Genomic DNA, 17,262 nt, shown 5'->3' with positions numbered 1-17,262 from the left:
GTCGATCGCGCTGCGCGCTCGTCCTCACACCCCGGACGGGTTTGAATCTCCCGCTGGGCTCGATTCCTTCGGCTGTTCCTTGGCCAGCGCGTGCGGCCACCAGATCTTCGGGCCCACGTCCAGGAACAGGCTGGTGACCAGGATCGAGCGGACGATGAAGGTGTCCAGGAGGACGCCGAGGGCGACCGCGAAGCCCACTTCGACGAAGGCCACCATCGGGATCGTGCCGAGGACGGCGAAGGTGCCCGCGAGGACCAGGCCCGCCGAGGTGATGACCGCCCCGGTGGCGGCCAGGCCCGTCACGACGCCGGGCCGGGTGCCGTGGACGCCCGCGTCCTCACGGATGCGGGTGGTCAGGAAGATGTTGTAGTCGATGCCCAGGGCCACGAGGAAGACGAAGACGAACAGCGGGAAGTCCGTCGACTCGCCGGCGAAGTCGAAGACGTGGCGGAAGACGAGCGCGCTGATGCCGAGGGCCGTGGAGAAGGACAGGACCACGGTGGCGATGAGGAGCAGCGGTGCCACGACCGCCCGGAGCAGTGCGGCGAGGATCAGCAGGACCACCAGGAGCACGAGCGGGATGACCAGTTTGTCGTCGTGAATCGTGGCCTTGTCCATGTCCAGCAGCGTGGCGGTGCCGCCGCCGATCTTCGCGTTCGCGTCGGGTACGCCGTGGACGGCGTCCCGGACCCGTTCGACGGTGTCCTTGGCCGCCTCGCTGTCGGACGGGTCCGTGAGGGTCGCCTCGTACAGGACCTTGCCGTCGTGTTCGGGTTTCGTGCCGGGCGGCACGGCCACCGTCTCCGGGTCGACGCCGCGGGTGCCGCTGACGACGCGGCCGACGTCCTCGGCCTTGGCCTTGTCGGCGACCACGACCAGGGGATCGCCGCTGCCCGCGGGGAAGTACTCCGCCGAGACCTCCTGGCCGGTGACGGAGCTCGGCTTGTCGAGGAAGGCGTCCTCGTTGCTGACGCCCGCCGCGCGCAGCTGGGTCAGGCCGAGGGCCAGGGCCGCGAGCACCACCGAGGTCACGACCCAGGTCAGGCGGGGGCGGCGCGCGATGCGGCGGCCCATGCGGGCCCACACGCCCTGCTCGGCGGGGTCGGGGGAGCCGTGGTGCGGGATCTTCGGCCAGAACAGCCAGCGGCCGCAGATCACGAGCAGGGCCGGGAACAGCGACAGCATCACCAGCAGCGCGATGCCCACGCCGATCGCGGCGACAGGGCCGAGGCCGCGCGTGGAGTTCATCTCGGCCACGAGCAGCACCAGCATGCTCAGGACGACCGTCGCGCTGGAGGCGATGACCGCGGGCCCCGCCCGGTGCAGGGCGAGGGCCATCGCCTCGTGCCGGTCCTCGTGGCGGCGCAGCTCCTCGCGGTAGCGGGCGACCAGGAGCAGGGCGTAGTCCGTCCCCGCGCCGAAGACGAGCACGGTGAGGATGCCCGAGCTCTGGCCGTTGACCGTCAGGCCCGCGTGCTCGGCCAGGAGGTAGATCAGCGCCTGGGCGACGAACAGGGAGACGACCGCGGAGAACAGGGGGACCAGCAGGAGGACCGGGCTGCGGTAGGTGATCAGGAGCGCCACCACGACGACGGCGCCCGCGGCGAGCAGGAGCGTGGAGTCGATGTCGGCGAAGGCCTTCGAGAACTCCGCGTTGATCCCGGCCGGGCCCGTGACGTAGACGTCCAGGCCCGCGGCGCTCCGGCCCACCGCGTCGCGCACGTCGTCGACGGCGTCCGGCAGGTCGTTGTAGGTGTCGTTGTTCACCGTGAGCGGTACGTACACCTGGGCCGCGCGGGCGTCGTCGCCCTTCTTGTCGAAGGCGGGGCCGCGGGTCTCGTCCCCGCGGATCCAGTGGGAGCGCAGCTGTTTGACCCCGCCGACGCCCTTGTCGATGCGCTCGCGGTCCGCGGCCGTGAGGGGGCCGTCCTCGCGCACGTACACGACGACCATCGGCATCGTCTCGGGCCTGAACTCCTCGGAGACGTCCAGGACCTGGGTGGACTCGGCGGACCGCGGCACCCAGGACGAGGTGGTGTTGTCCTGCTCGTCGGCGAGCTTCTGGGCGAACGGCGCCGCGAGGACGAGGACGAGCAGCCAGAACACGAGCACCAGCCACTTCACGCGCGGCCCGCAGATCAGCCACGCCACCCCCCGACGGCCCTGCCGCCGCTGGTCGCGCTGTGTTCTCGGCGTTCCTGGCATAGGTGCCCCCTGCCGCCCCACGCGCTGCCGGTGGACGGCCAGCATGGCACGCGGCGTGCGGGCGCGGGAGGGCGCGAGGGACCGCCCCGCACACCTTGGCGGGACCGGAGCGGGCAACCACCGCCGGGCATGGCAGGCTTGGGGCATGGCCCCGCAGATCAACCCCAGCATCCTGTCCGCCGACTTCGCCCGTCTCGCCGAGGAGGCGAAGGCCGTCGAGGGCGCGGATTGGCTCCATGTCGACGTCATGGACAACCACTTCGTGCCGAACCTCACGCTCGGGGTGCCGGTCGTAGAGTCCCTGGCCCGTGCGACGGACACGCCGCTGGACTGCCATCTGATGATGGAGGACCCGGATCGCTGGGCCCCGCAGTACGTCGAAGCGGGTGCCGGGTCCGTCACCTTCCACGCGGAGGCCGCCGCGGCGCCCGTCCGGCTCGCCCGCGAGATCCGCGCCAAGGGCGCCCGCGCGGCCATGGCGCTCAAGCCCGCGACGCCCATCGAGCCCTACGAGGACCTGCTGCCCGAACTGGACATGGTGCTGATCATGACGGTCGAGCCCGGTTTCGGCGGCCAGGCCTTCCTCGACATCATGCTGCCCAAGATCCGCCGCACCCGTGAGCTCATCGGCAAGCACGGCCTCGACCTGTGGCTCCAGGTCGACGGCGGGGTCTCGGCCGCCACCATCGAGCGGTGCGCCGAGGCGGGCGCCGACGTCTTCGTCGCCGGGTCCGCCGTGTACGGCGCCGAGGACCCGGCCGACGCGGTCCGCGCCCTGCGCGCCCAGGCGGCGGCCACGACGGCGACCGCCGGGTGGGCGTGCGGCCACTGAGCCCCCGCTCGGCCAACGGCTTGGCCACGGGAACGTGAACGCGGCCCATCGAGGCTGATCAAGTACGCCGGATCTGCGAGGATGAACAGCGAATCCAGGTGTACGAATGTCGTGAACAGCAGTGAGCAGTGAGGAGAGCGCCGTGTCGGCCATGTCGGCGGGTCGGTCAGCCATGCGGATGGGACCCGCGGAGCTGGTGCAGGCGGCGGCCATGGCCCGCCGCTTCTATCTCGAGGGCAAGTCCAAGATCCAGATCGCCGAGGAGTTCGGCGTCAGCCGCTTCAAGGTGGCCCGGGTCCTGGAGACCGCTCTCGAACGGGACCTTGTAAGGATCGAGATCCGCGTGCCCGCGGAGCTGGACGCCGAGCGCTCCGACGCGCTCCGCGCCCGCTACGGCCTGCGGCACGCCGTCGTCGTCGAATCGCCGTCGTCCACGGACGACGTCGACGAGTCGCCCGACCCGGAGAACCTCGGCGAGGTGGCGGCGGGACTGCTCGGCGAGCTGGTGGCCGAGGGCGACGTGCTCGGCCTCGCGTGGGGCCGTTCGACCATCAACATGGCGGCGGCGCTCGAAGCGCTGCCACCGTGCACCGTCGTACAGCTGACGGGCGTGTACGACGCGGGCACCGCGGAGCGCGGCTCCGTCGAGGCCGTGCGCCGCGCCGCCCAGGTCTCCGGCGGCGACGCCCACCCCATCTACGCGCCGATGCTCCTGCCGGACGCGGCGACGGCCGCCGCGCTGCGGCACCAGACGGGCATCGCCCGCGCCTTCGAGTACTTCGACAAGGTGACGGTCGCCGCGGTGTCCATCGGCTCCTGGGAGCCGGGCATCTCCACGGTGCACGACATGCTCACGGACGAGGAGCGGGCGCACTACGCCTCGCTCGGCGTCGCCGCGGAGATGTCCGCGCACCTCTTCGACGCCGAGGGCCGCCGGGTCGGGCGCGACCTCGGCGAGCGCTGCATCACGGTCGAGGCGGACCGGCTGCGCCGCATCCCGGAGGTCGTCGCGATCGCCGGGGGCCAGCGCAAGGCCGCGGCCATCGACGCGGTGCTCCGCTCCGGGCTCGTGACCAGCCTGGTCACGGACACGGCGGCGGCCGACCACCTCCTGGAGGAGGGTCCGGCGCCGCGGCCCGCGCTCGACCGCGCGGACCCGGACGGGAGCTGACCCGCGCGACGGGATGACCAGGGGCCCGGTGGTGTCCGGCGTCCGGACGCCGGCGCGTGCCGGTGCGCGGAGGCTGTGGCAGCATCGGGCCCATGATCATTCGGTCGGCGGGGCGCGTCCTGTGCGCGCTGCTCGTCTGTCTCGCGGCCCTCGTCACGGGCTGCGGGACGGAGCGGGACAGCGGCACGGCACGGGACGGCGGCACGGCATCGAGGCCCGCCTCGACGCCCGCCTGGGCGCGCGGCATGGCCACCGTCACGGCCGACCGGCTGCCCGCCGAGGCCCGCAGGACCCTGCGCCTCATCGACGAGGGCGGGCCCTTCCCGTACCCGAAGGACGGCACCGTCTTCGGCAACTTCGAGGGTCGGCTGCCCCGTGAGCCGCGCGGCTACTACCGCGAGTACACCGTCCGTACGCCGGGAGAGCGCGGCCGTGGCGCCCGGCGCCTGGTCACGGGGCGCGAGCACGAGACGTACTACACGGACGACCACTACGCGTCGTTCAAGGCGGTGCTGAGATGACGGAGGCGGCAGCGTGACGACGGGTGACTGGGCGGGCGGGGACCCCGCGGCGGACGGCGGCTCGCCGGGGACGCTCGCGGGAGTGCTCGGCGCCGTGCGCGGCACCGGGTGGCACACCGTCGCCCTGGAGCTGAGCGGCGTCCGGGACAAGGACGCCTTCATGGAGCGGTGCGCCACCGCGTTCGCGCTGCCGCGGTGGTTCGGGCGCAACTGGGACGCGCTGGCCGACTGCCTGACGGACCTGTCGTGGCAGCCGCAGGCCCGGGGGCGGCTCGTGGCCGTCACCGGCTGGCAGGAGTACGCGCGCCGGGCACCGGGCGACTGGGAGATCGCGCAGGACGTCTTCGCCGCGGCGGTCGAGCACTGGCGGGGCGAGGACACGGCACTGGAGATCGTGCTGGCGCTCGGCCCTTCGGACTGACGGGGTACGCCGGACCGGCGGCGCAGGGGCGCGACGACACACCGGACGGACGCCGGGCACACCCGGCGGCCGTGCGGGCACACGGGGGGAACGGGGCATGGAGCTGTACGGGCGCAACGAGGAGCGGGCCGTCGTCGACGGGCTGCTCGACGGGGCGAGGAAGCAGCGGGGCGGGGTCCTCGTCGTGCGGGGCGAGGCCGGGATCGGCAAGACCGCCCTGCTGGACCACGCGGCCGAGCGGGCCACGGACCTGCGGGTGCTGCGCGGGCTCGGCATCGAGTCGGAGTCGGAGCTGGCCTTCGCGGGGCTGCACCTGCTGCTCGGCGCCCACGCCGACCGGCTCGACGCGCTGCCCGCGCCGCAGGCACGGGCGCTGCGCGCGGCGTTCGGCCTGGACGTCGGCGTCCGCGCGGCCGACGACGAGCCGGGCGGCGCCGGGCACGGGAGCAGCGCCGACCGCTTCCTCGTGGGGCTCGCGGTGCTCTCGCTGCTCGGGGAGATCGCCGAGGAGCGGCCGCTCCTCGTCCTCGTCGACGACGCGCAGTGGCTGGACCAGGCGTCGGTGGACGCGCTGCTCTTCGCCGCGCGGCGGCTCGGCTCCGACCCCGTGGCGCTGGTCTTCGCGGTCCGCGACGGACATCCCTTCCCCGCGTCGGGCCTCGCCGAACTGCGGCTCACCGGCCTCGACGAGCGGACCGGCGCGCGGCTGCTCCACCGGCACGCCGACGGCCTGCCCGCGCACGTGCGCGGCATGATCCTCCAGGAGGCGCGCGGCAATCCGCTGGCGCTCCTTGAGCTGCCCGCCGCGCTGAGCGCCGCACAGCGCTCCGGCGACCTGCACGCCGACTTCTTCCACCTGGGCTCGCGGCCGGTCTCCGAGCGCGTCGAGCGCACCTTCCTCGACCGGGCGCGGGCCCTGCCCGCCCGGGCCCAGGACCTGCTCGTGGTCGCCGCCGCCGAGCCCACCGGCGACCTGGGCGCCGTGCTGGCCGCCGGGCGCGCTCTGGACGCCTCGCTCGACGACCTGGCCGCCGCGGAAGCGAGCCGGCTGGTCTCCGTGGCCGACGGGCGGCTGCGCTTCACCCATCCGCTGAGCCGGTCCGCGGTGTACCGCGCCGCGCCCCTGTCGCTGCGCACGGCGGCGCACCGGGCCCTCGCCGAGGCCACGACCGCCGACCGCCGCGCCTGGCACCGGGCGGCGGCCGCGACCGGGCCCGACGAGAGCGTCGCCGCCGACCTGGAGCGCACCGCGGAGGCCGCGCGGCGCCGCGGCGGGCACCAGGCGGAGGCCGCCGCGTACGAGCGTGCCGCCGCCCTCTCGCCCGGCGAGGAGCAGCGCGCCCGGCGCCTCGTCGCCGCGGCCGAGGCCGTGGAGAACGCGGGCGAGCAGCAGCGCGCCGCCGGTCTCGCGGACCGGGCGGCCGCGTACCCGCACGACCCGCTGACCCGCGCCCGGCTGGCCCGCATCCGCGCCACCGCCGCGAACGCCCGCGGCGACCAGCGCGCCGCGCACGCCCTCCTCGTCGACGGGGCGGCCGCGGTCGGGCCGTACGACGCGGAGGTCGCCGCGTACATGTTCCTGGACGCGATGTCCGCCGCCTGGGCGCTCAACGACCCGGGCATGATCGCGCGGACGTCGGCCGGGCTCACGGCCCTGCGGCCGTCTCCGTCCGGCGCGCACGCCGCGGCCAGCGCCGCGCACCCCGCGCCCGCCGCCGCGCGACTGATCACCGCCGTCGACGGCCTGGCCGCCGTGGCGCTCGGCGACCCGGCCGGTGGGCTGCCCGCCGCCCGTGCCCTCGTCGAGGCGCCCGGCGGCACGGTGAGCGCGCCCGGTCTGTGGGAACGCGCCAGCACGCACTGGTGGCACCAGCTGATCGGCGACCTGGACGCCGCGTACGAGCGGGCCAGCGCGCTCGAACGGGACTGCCGGGCCGGGGACGCGATCGGCCTGATGCCCGCCGCGCTGTTCCACCTCGCGCGGGCCCAGCTGCTCATGGGCCGGCTGCGGGACGCCACCGCGGCCGCGTCCGAGGGCGTCCGGATCGCCGAGGACACCGCGCAGGGCCTGTTCGCCGGGAACCTGCGCGGCGTCCTCGCGCACATCGCGGCGGCCGAGGGCGACGAGGACCGCTGCCGGGCCGTCACCAAGGAGCTCGCCGCGCAGGGCCTGCCCATCGCGGGCGCCTGGTCGTCCGGCGCGCTCGCCCTGCTCGACCTCGGCCACGGCCGCCACGACGAGGCCCTGCACCGCCTCGAGGACCTGTGGGCCGGGCCGCACGGGCACGGCGGCTTCGCCCTGTACGCCCTGCCCGACCTGGTGGAGAGCGCGGTGCGGGTGGGCAGGCCCGAGCGGGCCGCGGCCGCGGCCGCCGCGTTCGCGAAGTGGGCGGACGCCACCGGGCAGCCCTGGGCGCGGGCCGTCACCCTGCGCTGCCGCGCGCTGCTCGCCACGGTGGAGGGGGCCACGGCGGAGGCGGGCTCCGGGGCTGCCGGGGCCTCCGGGGCCACGGCGCAGGCCGAGCCCGCCGACGCCCTCTTCGCCGAGGCCGTCGGTGCCCACCAGGGCCCCCTGCACGACCAGCGCCCCTTCGAGCGCGCCCGCACCGAGCTGCTGTACGGCGAGTGGCTGCGGCGCCGCCTGCGCAGGACCGACGCCCGCCCCCGGCTGCGCGCGGCCCTGGAGCTGTTCGACGCGGTCGGCGCCCCGCTGTGGGCGGAGCGCGCCCGCGCCGAACTGCGGGCCATCGGTGAGACCACGCCCGTCCGCGACCGCGAGCCGGGCCTGCTCGACCGGCTCACGCCGCAGGAGCTCCAGATCGTGCGGCTCGCGGCGACCGGCCTGAGCAACCGGGACATCGCGGCGCAGCTGTTCCTCAGCCCGCGCACCGTCGGCTACCACCTCTACAAGGCGTATCCGAAGCTGGGCGTCGCCTCGCGCGGCGAGCTGGCCCGCATGGACCTGGGCACGTGAGCCGGTGGCCCGCGCGCACGAGCGGACGTCGCAGGTGGGGGGCGGGACGGGGGCCGGGCCGAGGCCGGCGCAGGACCGATGACGGAGGCACACCAGTCACGTGACTGATTCGCCTCCGGGCGCCGCTTCCTAGCGTGTTCCTCGCGGCTCGAACCGCCGCGCACAGCCCCAAGCGAACCGCTCGGAACGGGAGTTCAGCCATGTCCGGCTCCAGCACGTCAGCCACCCCTGCCACCCCCGGTGCTCCCGCCACTTCCAGCACCACGCCCGCGCCGCCGCCGGACCGCGTCCCCGTCAAGACCTGGCTGGCCGTCGTGGCGATGGCGCTCGGCACCTTCGCCATGATCACCGTCGAGGCCCTTCCGGTGGGCCTGCTCACCTCGATCAGCAACGGGCTCGACGTCTCCGAGGGCGCGGTCGGCCTCCTGGTGACGCTGCCGGGCCTGGTGGCCGCGGTGACCGCGCCCGTCCTTCCCGTCCTCATCGGGCGCCTCGACCGGCGGCTCGTACTGCTCGCCCTGATCACGCTGATGGTCGCGGCCAACGCCCTGTCGGCCGCCGCGTCCGGCTTCGCGCTGCTGCTCGTCGCGCGGTTCGTCGTGGGCATCAGCATCGGCGGGTTCTGGGCGCTCGCGGCGGGCATCGCCGTGCGCCTCGTGCCCGAACGGCACATCCCACGGGCCACCGCGCTCGTCTTCGGCGGCGCGACCGCGGCCAACGTCATCGGCGTGCCCGCCGCGACGTTCGTCGGCGAGCTTTCCGACTGGCGCGTCGCGTTCCTCGCCGTCGCCGGGCTCGGTCTGATCGTGGTCGCGGGCCTGGTGTTCCTGCTCCCGAGCCTGCCCGCCACCGAGCCGGTGCGCCTGGCCGAGCTGCCCCGGCAGTTCCGCAACCGCACGGTCCGCGCGGGCGTCATCGCCACCGGCCTGCTCGTGGGCGGCCACTACGCGGCCTTCACGTTCATCAGCCCGCTGCTGCAGGACACCTCCGGCGTCAGCGAGAGCCTCATCGGGCCGCTGCTCCTCGTCTACGGGCTCGCGGGCATCGGCGGCACGGTCCTGGCGGGCATCACCGCGACCCGCAACGTCCGCGCGACCATCATCACGATGAGCGTGCTGCTCGCGGTCGTGCTCGCGCTGTTCCCGCTGATCGGCCGCAGCCCCGCGACCGGGATCGCGCTCCTGGTGCTGTGGGGCCTGGCCTTCGGCGGCATCCCGGTGGCCGTGCAGACCTGGGTGCTCAAGGCCGCGCCCGGCTCGACCGAGGCGGCGACCGCCCTGAACACCTCGATGTTCAACCTGGCCATCGCCTCGGGCGCGGCGCTCGGCGGCGTCATCGTGAGCACGGTGGCCCTCACCGCGGTCCTCGGGTTCGGCGCGGTCCTCGCCGCACTCACCTCGCTCGCCGTGTGGCGCACCAAGAAGATCTAGCGGACGGTACCGCCCTTGGAGGATCTGACCAGGGGGTTCGTGCGCCGCCTGGGGGATCGTCCCAGGCGGCGCAATCGGTTGGGCATGGGACAATGAAGTACGTGCTTTTCCCCCGGCTGTCCGGTTCGGGGGCCACCTCTGATCGACTGGGATGAGCAGCACGTGCGTTTCCTCAATGACATCCAGCCTGCGTACGACCTGACGTACGACGACGTCTTCATGGTCCCGAGGCGCTCCGCCGTCGGCTCCCGCCAGGGCGTCGACCTCGCCTCGCCCGACGGCACCGGCACCACGATCCCGCTGGTCGTCGCCAACATGACGGCGATCGCGGGCCGTCGCATGGCCGAGACCGTCGCCCGCCGCGGCGGCCTCGTCGTCATCCCGCAGGACATCCCGATCGAGGTCGTCACCGACGTCATCTCCTGGGTGAAGACGCGCCACCACGTCCTGGACACCCCGATCGTCCTCGCCCCCTCGCAGACCGTCGCCGACGCGCTCGCGCTGCTGCCCAAGCGCGCGCACAACGCGGGCGTCGTCGTGGACGAGGACCACAAGCCGGTCGGCGTGGTCACGGACGCGGACCTGAGCGGCGTCGACCGCTTCACGCAGCTGTCCGAGGTCATGTCCAAGGACCTGGTGCTGCTCGACGCGGACATCGACCCGCGCGACGCGTTCAACAAGCTGGACGGCGCCAACCGCCGCTACGCGCCCGCCGTCGACAAGGACGGCCGCCTCGCGGGCATCCTCACCCGCACCGGCGCCCTGCGCGCGACCCTCTACAAGCCCGCCCTGGACGCGGACGGCAAGCTGCGCGTCGCGGCGGCCGTCGGCATCAACGGCGACGTGGCGGGCAAGGCCAAGCAGCTGCTCGACGCGGGCGTCGACACGCTCGTCGTGGACACCGCGCACGGCCACCAGGAGTCGATGATCGCCGCGGTCAAGGCCGTGCGCGCGCTCGACCCGCAGGTGCCGATCGTGGCGGGCAACATCGTCGCCGCCGAGGGCGTCCGCGACCTGATCGAGGCCGGTGCCGACATCATCAAGGTCGGCGTGGGCCCCGGCGCCATGTGCACCACCCGCATGATGACCGGCGTCGGCCGCCCGCAGTTCTCCGCCGTCCTGGAGTGCGCCGCCGAGGCCAAGAAGTACGGCAAGCACGTCTGGGCCGACGGCGGTGTCCGCCACCCGCGCGACGTCGCCATGGCGCTCGCCGCGGGCGCGTCGAACGTCATGATCGGCTCCTGGTTCGCGGGCACGTACGAGTCCCCGGGCGACCTCCAGCAGGACGCCCAGGGGCGCGCCTACAAGGAGTCGTTCGGCATGGCCTCGGCCCGTGCCGTGCGCAACCGCACGTCCGAGGAGTCCGCCTACGACCGCGCCCGCAAGGCGCTGTTCGAGGAGGGCATCTCGCACTCCCGCATGTTCCTCGACCCGGCGCGTCCGGGCGTCGAGGACCTGATCGACTCGATCATCGCGGGCGTCCGCTCCTCCTGCACCTACGCCGGCGCCGGCTCCCTGGAGGAGTTCGCCGACAAGGCCACCGTCGGCATCCAGAGCGCCGCCGGATACGCCGAGGGCAAGCCGCTGCACGCCAGCTGGAGCTGACCCACCGGCCCCTCGGGCCAACTCATCGACGGCCCCCGCGAGTTCACTCGCGGGGGCCGTCGGCGTTTCACCAGTGCTTCGGGAAGATCACAAACGGAATACGGATCGGTCGACGGGCGGGGTACGGGGGCCGATCCGGGGGCGGCCGGAGCGGAAACAAACGGAATCCCAATCGACGGACAAATCGGGCGTCACGCAACGGACGAAAGGGACGGCGCAATAAAGGTCCATACAATCGACGCTCACGCAACGATCTTGTGTGGGTGCGCAACGTTGCTGCATTTCGGCTGGGAAGCGGAACCGCTTAGAGTCTGGCGCTGTACGTGGCGTGGCGGGGACTGCCTGCTCGGTGGGTTCCCGTGGTGATGCCCGGGCTGCCGTGGGTCCCGGCCATTTCGACCGGCAGCGATTAAGGAGCCACCCGTGCTCGACCAGGGCGCACCCCCGAAGACCCGCCCCCGCCCCCAGGGCGGCGCCGGTTTCGGCAGCCGAATAACCCGGCGCAAGCCGGTGGACCGCCTGGTCGCCGAGGGCGGCCAGGGCGAGGGCGGCACGCTCCGCCGGACCCTCGGCATGTGGCAGCTGACCATGATCAGCATCGGCGCGACGCTCGGCACCGGCATCTTCGTGGTGCTCGGCGAGAGCGTCCCCAAGGCCGGTCCGGCCGTGACGATCTCCTTCGTCATCGCCGGTCTCACCGCCCTGTTCTCGGCCCTGTCCTACGCCGAGCTGGCGGGCACCATCCCGGTCGCCGGATCCTCGTACTCGTACGCGTACGCGACGATGGGCGAGCTCGTGGCCTGGGTCTGCGGCTGGTGCCTGGTCCTGGAGTACGGCGTGTCCGTCGCGGCCGTCGCCGTCGGCTGGGGCGAGTACCTGAACGAGCTGCTCGACGGCACCATCGGCGTCACCATCCCGGACGCGCTCTCCGCGGCGCCCGGCGAGGTCGACGGCGCGATCATCAACCTGCCGGGCCTGATCGTGGTGCTGCTCGCCATGGTGTTCCTGCTCGGCGGCGCCAAGGAGTCCGCACGGGCGAACACGATCATGGTGATCGTGAAGATCGCGGCCCTCGTGCTCTTCTGCGCGGTCGGCTTCACCGGCTTCAAGTCCGGCAACTACTCCGACTTCATGCCGCTCGGCGTCGCCGGGGTCAGCGCGGCCGGAGCGAGCCTGTTCTTCTCCTACATCGGCTTCGACGCCGCCTCCACCGCCGGTGAGGAGGCCAAGAACCCGCAGCGCGACCTGCCCCGCGCGATCATGCTCTCGCTGGTCATCGTCACCGCCCTGTACGTCCTGGTCGCCGCCGTCGCCGTGGGCGCCTGGAACTGGAAGGACTTCGAGGGCTCCGAGGCGTCGCTGACCGCGATCATGAACGACGTCACCGGTCAGAACGTCTGGGGCACGCTGCTCGCCGCCGGTGCCGTCATCTCCATCGCCAGCGTCGTCCTGACCGTCCTCTACGGCCAGACCCGCGTGCTGTTCGCGATGTCCCGCGACGGCCTCGTGCCCAAGACGTTCGCCAAGGTCAGCGGCAAGACCGGCACGCCCCGCGTGAACACCGTCCTGGTGTCCCTGTTCTGCGGCGCGCTCGCCTCCGTGATCCCGCTCGGCAAGCTCGTCGACGCCACCAGCATCGGCACGCTCTTCGCCTTCGGCCTGGTCAACGTCGCCGTGATCATCCTGCGCCGGACCCGGCCCGACATGCCGCGCACCTTCCGGGTGCCGCTCGGCTGGCTCTTCCCGGTCCTCGGCTTCGGCTTCTGCGCCTACAACATGTACAACCTCGACGCGGCGACCTGGAAGGTCTTCGGTGTCTGGATGGTCGTCGGGCTCGTGTTCTACTTCCTGTACGGGATGCGCCGCTCCCGCCTGGAGACCGAACCGCCCGCCGCGGAGGCCTCCGCAGTGAAGTGACACGCAGAGAAGTGAACGACCCCCAGTGCGACTGAACGATCTCGACGAACGCATCGTGCACGCCCTCGCCGAGGACGCCCGCCGCTCCTACGCCGACATCGGCCAGCTCGTCGGCCTGTCCGCGCCCGCCGTGAAGCGGCGCGTGGACCGGCTGCGGGCCACCGGAGCGATCACCGGGTTCACCGTCCGCGTCGACCCCGCCGCGCTCGGCTGGGAGACCGAGGGGTTCATCGAGATCTACTGTCGCCGCAACACCTCTCCGGAGGCGATCCAGCGCGGTCTGGAGCGCTACCCGGAGGTCGCGTCCGCCTCCACCGTCACGGGGGAGGCGGACGCGCTCGTACAGGTCTTCGCCGCGGACATGCGGCATTTCGAGCGGGTCCTTGAGCGGATCGCGGGGGAGCCGTTCGTGGAGCGGACCAAGTCGGTGCTGGTGCTTTCGCCGCTGATGCGACGGTTTTCTTCGGGGTCTCCCGCCTAGTTCTTCGGCTGCGGGTGCGTTGTGGCTCGGCGCGCCCACGCGGCGAAGCCGCACATCGGCAACGCCCCGCGCCCCTTCGGGGCGCTGCCTCTGCGGGGCGCGGGCCGCCCGACCCCCGTGCGGGCAGCCCGCGCCCCGGCTCAGCGGGCCTCGGGGTACGGCGGGTTCCACGGGGTCACGTGGAAGTCGCCCGTGTTCTTCTTGAGCTTCTCGAAGGGGGCGGCGCTGTTGCACTTGGGCAGCTTCTTGTCGCCGGTGGGGCCGCCGGTCGCGCCCCAGCTGTAGCCGACGCGATCGTTCTTGCCCTGGTCGTGGACGCTGAAGCCGACGCGGCCGCCCTTGATCTCCTTGAGGTTGGTCTCGGTGATGATTCCGGTCGCCGTCGCCACCTTGCCGCCCGTCACCAGGCAGTCGATCCGGCCCTTGGCCCAGCCGCCCTTGCCGCCCGGCTTGTCCAGGTGGACGAACTTGAAGGTGCCGGTGGCCTTGCCCGGGTCGCCGTTGTGCCGCTTGGCCAGGTGGGCGTCGAAGGTGAAGGTGACGTCCTCCGTCGTCTTGCGGAACATCTTGCCCGTGCCGGTGAGCGCGGCCGCCTCACGGGGCTTCGCCTGCTCATCGGCGACCGGGACCGGGCGCGTGACGTCCTCGCCGGACGCGACGGCGACGCCCGCCACCCCCGCGGTGACCAGGAGCGCGGCGCTCACGGCGAGGGCGCGGGTGCTGTTGCGGGTGAAGGTGATGCGGCTCACGGGAGCCCTCCGTCTGTCGAAGTGGCCCGGTCGTTCCGGGTGACTTCACGATCTCCCGCACAGGGGCCCCGGCACGTCGGGCCCGAGGCTGCTCTCCGCTTCCCCCGCGCGGGGGAGCCGCGGCGCGGCCGACTGGGCCCCAGGTCTGACCCCCGTAGCACGAGGGACGCCGCGCAGACGCGCCTCGTACGCCGTCCATACGCCACCCGTACGCCGCCCCGCAACGAATCTCCGCCCGGGGCCTTCGACGCGCAACGGATCGTACGGGCAGGCGCAACGGTCGTGTCTTGTCCCGTCACTCCCGCGAAACGTACGGTCTATCCGACTCACTCCACCTGTCCGCGCCCCTCCTGTGCCCCCGAGGTCCGCCATGCCGCCGCTGCGCACCGCCCTGCTCCAGAGCTCGGGTCGTCCCGGCTCCGTCGCCGCCAACCTCAAGGTCCTTGACGAGGCCGCCGCCCGCGCCGCGGCCGCCGGGGCGCGGCTCCTGGTGACGCCGGAGATGTTCCTGACGGGCTACGCCATCGGCGACGACGTGCCGCGCCTGGCCGAGCCCGCGGACGGCGAGGCGGCCGACGCCGTCGCCGACATCGCCGTGCGCCACGGCCTGGCCGTCGCCTACGCCTACCCGGAGCGCGACGGCGAGCACGTCTACAACGCCGTCCAGCTCATCGACGCCGACGGCACCCGCCTCGCGAACTACCGCAAGACCCACCTCTTCGGCTGCTTCGAGCGCGACCACTTCACGCCCGGCGAGCGGACGGTCGTCCAGGCCGAGCTCGACGGCGTCCGGATCGGCCTGATGATCTGCTACGACGTGGAGTTCCCGGAGAACGTCCGCGCGCACGCCCTCGCGGGCACCGACCTGCTGCTCGTCCCGACGGCCCAGATGCACCCCTTCCAGTTCGTCGCCGAGTCGGTCGTGCCCGTGCGGGCCTTCGAGAACCAGATGTACGTCGCGTACGTCAACCGCGTCGGCCACGAGGGCGAGTTCGAGTTCGTCGGCCTGTCGACGCTCGCGGGCCCCGACGGCGTGGCCCGCGCCCGCGCCGGGCGCGGCGACGAGCTGGTGTTCGCCGACGCCGACCCGGAGTTCCTGGCCGCCTCCCGCGAGGCCAACCCCTATCTGCGCGACCGCCGCCCCGGCCTGTACGCGTCCCTCGGCTGAGGCCGAGTCCCCACCCGCACCACCGTTCCGTACTGTGCAAGGAGTCCGTACCCCATGACGTCCACGGTGCCCACCGCCGTCCAGCACACCGACGCGCAGCCGCCCATCACCATGTTCGGGCCGGACTTCCCGTACGCGTACGACGACTTCCTCGCCCACCCGGCGGGGCTCGGGCAGATACCCGCGACCGAGCACGGCACCGAGGTGGCCGTCATCGGCGGCGGCCTGTCCGGCATCGTGGCGGCGTACGAGCTGATGAAGATGGGCCTCAAGCCCGTCGTGTACGAGGCCGACCAGATCGGCGGCCGCCTTCGCACCGTCGGCTTCGAGGGCTGCGACCCGTCGCTGACCGCCGAGATGGGCGCGATGCGCTTCCCGCCGTCCTCGACGGCGCTCCAGCACTACATCGACCTGGTGGGCCTCGAGACCCGGCCGTTCCCCAACCCCCTCGCGGAGTCGACGCCGTCGACCGTCGTCGACCTCAAGGGCGAGTCGCACTACGCGGAGACCGTCGCCGACCTGCCGCAGGTCTACCGCGACGTGGCGAAGGCGTGGAACGACTGCCTGGAGGAGGGCGCGGACTTCTCCGACATGAACCGCGCGCTGCGCGAGCGCGACGTGCCGAAGATCCGCGAGATCTGGGCGAAGCTCGTCGAGAAGCTCGACAACCAGACCTTCTACGGCTTCCTCTGCGAGTCCGAGGCCTTCAAGTCCTTCCGGCACCGCGAGATCTTCGGCCAGGTCGGCTTCGGCACCGGCGGCTGGGACACCGACTTCCCGAACTCCATCCTGGAGATCCTGCGCGTCGTCTACACCGAGGCGGACGACCACCACCGCGGCATCGTCGGCGGCTCGCAGCAGCTGCCGCTCCGCCTGTGGGACCGCGAGCCGCAGAAGATCGTGCACTGGCCGCTCGGCACCTCCCTCGCCGAGCTGCACGAGGGCCGCGTGCCGAAGCCCGCCGTGACCCGTCTGCACCGGACCGCGGGCAACAACATCACGGTCACCGACGCGAACGGCGACATCCGCACCTACCGGACGGCGATCTTCACCGCCCAGTCCTGGATGCTGCTCTCCAAGATCGAGTGCGACGACTCGCTGTTCCCCATCGACCACTGGACGGCGATGGAGCGGACCCACTACATGGAGAGCTCGAAGCTCTTCGTGCCCGTGGACCGGCCCTTCTGGCTGGACAAGGACGAGGAGACGGGCCGGGACGTCATGTCGATGACGCTCACCGACCGGATGACGCGCGGCACCTACCTGCTCGACGACGGACCGGACAAGCCCGCCGTCATCTGCCTGTCCTACACCTGGTGCGACGACAGCCTGAAGTGGCTGCCGCTGTCGGCGAACGAGCGCATGGACGTCATGCTCAAGTCGCTCGGCGAGATCTACCCGAAGGTCGACATCAGGAAGCACATCATCGGCAACCCGGTGACCGTGTCCTGGGAGAACGAGCCCTACTTCATGGGCGCGTTCAAGGCCAACCTGCCGGGCCACTACCGCTACCAGCGCCGCCTGTTCACGCACTTCATGCAGGACCGCCTCCCCGAGGACAAGCGCGGCATCTTCCTCGCGGGCGACGACATCTCCTGGACGGCGGGCTGGGCCGAGGGCGCCGTGACGACGGCCCTGAACGCCGTGTGGGGCGTCATGCACCACCTGGGCGGCACCACCGACGCGACGAACCCCGGCCCCGGCGACCTCTACGACGAGATCGCGCCGGTCGAGCTGCCGGAGGACTGAGGCGACCGGGGCCCCGCACCCGCAGGGGCGGGGCCCCGA

13 protein-coding genes are annotated in these 17,262 nt (G+C 73.0%); 11 read left to right on the top strand and 2 right to left on the bottom strand.

Annotated elements, in window-relative coordinates; translation table 11 throughout:
- Window positions 1-24: 24 nt before the first annotated feature.
- The gene (locus IG74_RS0113185; RefSeq protein WP_051854843.1) at window positions 25-2,205 is read right to left on the bottom strand and encodes an MMPL family transporter; all 2,181 of its coding nucleotides are present in this window, start codon (window positions 2,203-2,205) and stop codon (window positions 25-27) included.
- Between the two features lie 145 nt (window positions 2,206-2,350).
- On the opposite strand from IG74_RS0113185, the gene rpe reads away from it, so the two are divergent.
- From rpe to IG74_RS0113140, 9 genes are all read left to right on the top strand, one after another.
- Entirely contained in the window at window positions 2,351-3,037 is a 687-nt protein-coding gene (rpe, locus tag IG74_RS0113180; RefSeq protein ID WP_030674810.1) for a ribulose-phosphate 3-epimerase, read from the top strand.
- A gap of 172 nt (window positions 3,038-3,209) precedes the next feature.
- The gene (locus IG74_RS0113175) at window positions 3,210-4,208 is read left to right on the top strand and encodes a sugar-binding transcriptional regulator (RefSeq protein ID WP_234334323.1); all 999 of its coding nucleotides are present in this window, start codon (window positions 3,210-3,212) and stop codon (window positions 4,206-4,208) included.
- Between the two features lie 92 nt (window positions 4,209-4,300).
- Window positions 4,301-4,729 (top strand): ribonuclease domain-containing protein, encoded by a 429-nt coding sequence (locus tag IG74_RS0113170; protein ID WP_030674804.1) that lies wholly within the window; start codon window positions 4,301-4,303, stop codon window positions 4,727-4,729.
- Between the two features lie 13 nt (window positions 4,730-4,742).
- Window positions 4,743-5,150: a barstar family protein gene (locus IG74_RS0113165; RefSeq protein ID WP_037825234.1), complete on the top strand. Its 408-nt coding sequence runs from the start codon at window positions 4,743-4,745 to the stop codon at window positions 5,148-5,150.
- Between the two features lie 97 nt (window positions 5,151-5,247).
- Window positions 5,248-8,124, top strand: a complete 2,877-nt coding sequence (locus tag IG74_RS0113160) for an ATP-binding protein (RefSeq protein WP_030674797.1) — start codon at window positions 5,248-5,250, stop codon at window positions 8,122-8,124.
- Between the two features lie 200 nt (window positions 8,125-8,324).
- Complete coding sequence (locus IG74_RS0113155; protein ID WP_030674794.1) at window positions 8,325-9,554, top strand: MFS transporter; 1,230 nt, start codon at window positions 8,325-8,327, stop codon at window positions 9,552-9,554.
- 162 nt (window positions 9,555-9,716) lie between these two features.
- Window positions 9,717-11,159 (top strand): GuaB1 family IMP dehydrogenase-related protein, encoded by a 1,443-nt coding sequence (locus IG74_RS0113150; RefSeq protein WP_030674792.1) that lies wholly within the window; start codon window positions 9,717-9,719, stop codon window positions 11,157-11,159.
- Between the two features lie 423 nt (window positions 11,160-11,582).
- Window positions 11,583-13,076, top strand: coding sequence for an amino acid permease (locus tag IG74_RS0113145; RefSeq protein WP_030674791.1), 1,494 nt, complete (start codon window positions 11,583-11,585; stop codon window positions 13,074-13,076).
- A 25-nt stretch (window positions 13,077-13,101) separates the two neighbouring features.
- Window positions 13,102-13,557: an Lrp/AsnC family transcriptional regulator gene (locus tag IG74_RS0113140; RefSeq protein WP_030674789.1), complete on the top strand. Its 456-nt coding sequence runs from the start codon at window positions 13,102-13,104 to the stop codon at window positions 13,555-13,557.
- Window positions 13,558-13,697: 140 nt separating this feature from the next.
- On the opposite strand, the gene IG74_RS0113135 is transcribed toward IG74_RS0113140, so the two are convergent.
- On the bottom strand, window positions 13,698-14,306 hold the full coding sequence (locus IG74_RS0113135; RefSeq protein ID WP_107058929.1) for a Repetin: 609 nt from the start codon (window positions 14,304-14,306) through the stop codon (window positions 13,698-13,700).
- A 370-nt stretch (window positions 14,307-14,676) separates the two neighbouring features.
- On the opposite strand from IG74_RS0113135, the gene IG74_RS0113130 reads away from it, so the two are divergent.
- Entirely contained in the window at window positions 14,677-15,474 is a 798-nt protein-coding gene (locus IG74_RS0113130; RefSeq protein ID WP_030674785.1) for a carbon-nitrogen hydrolase family protein, read from the top strand.
- Window positions 15,475-15,528: 54 nt separating this feature from the next.
- A complete protein-coding gene (locus IG74_RS0113125) occupies window positions 15,529-17,223 on the top strand; it encodes a flavin monoamine oxidase family protein (RefSeq protein WP_030674783.1) in 1,695 nt (564 codons plus the stop codon).
- Window positions 17,224-17,262 lie beyond the last annotated feature (39 nt).

The sequence above is a fragment of the Streptomyces sp. NRRL B-1347 genome, from assembly GCF_000720325.1.
Lineage (GTDB): Bacteria > Actinomycetota > Actinomycetes > Streptomycetales > Streptomycetaceae > Streptomyces.
The sequence above is the reverse complement of the archived record's forward strand: the minus strand, read 5'-3'. Positions and strand labels throughout refer to the sequence as shown.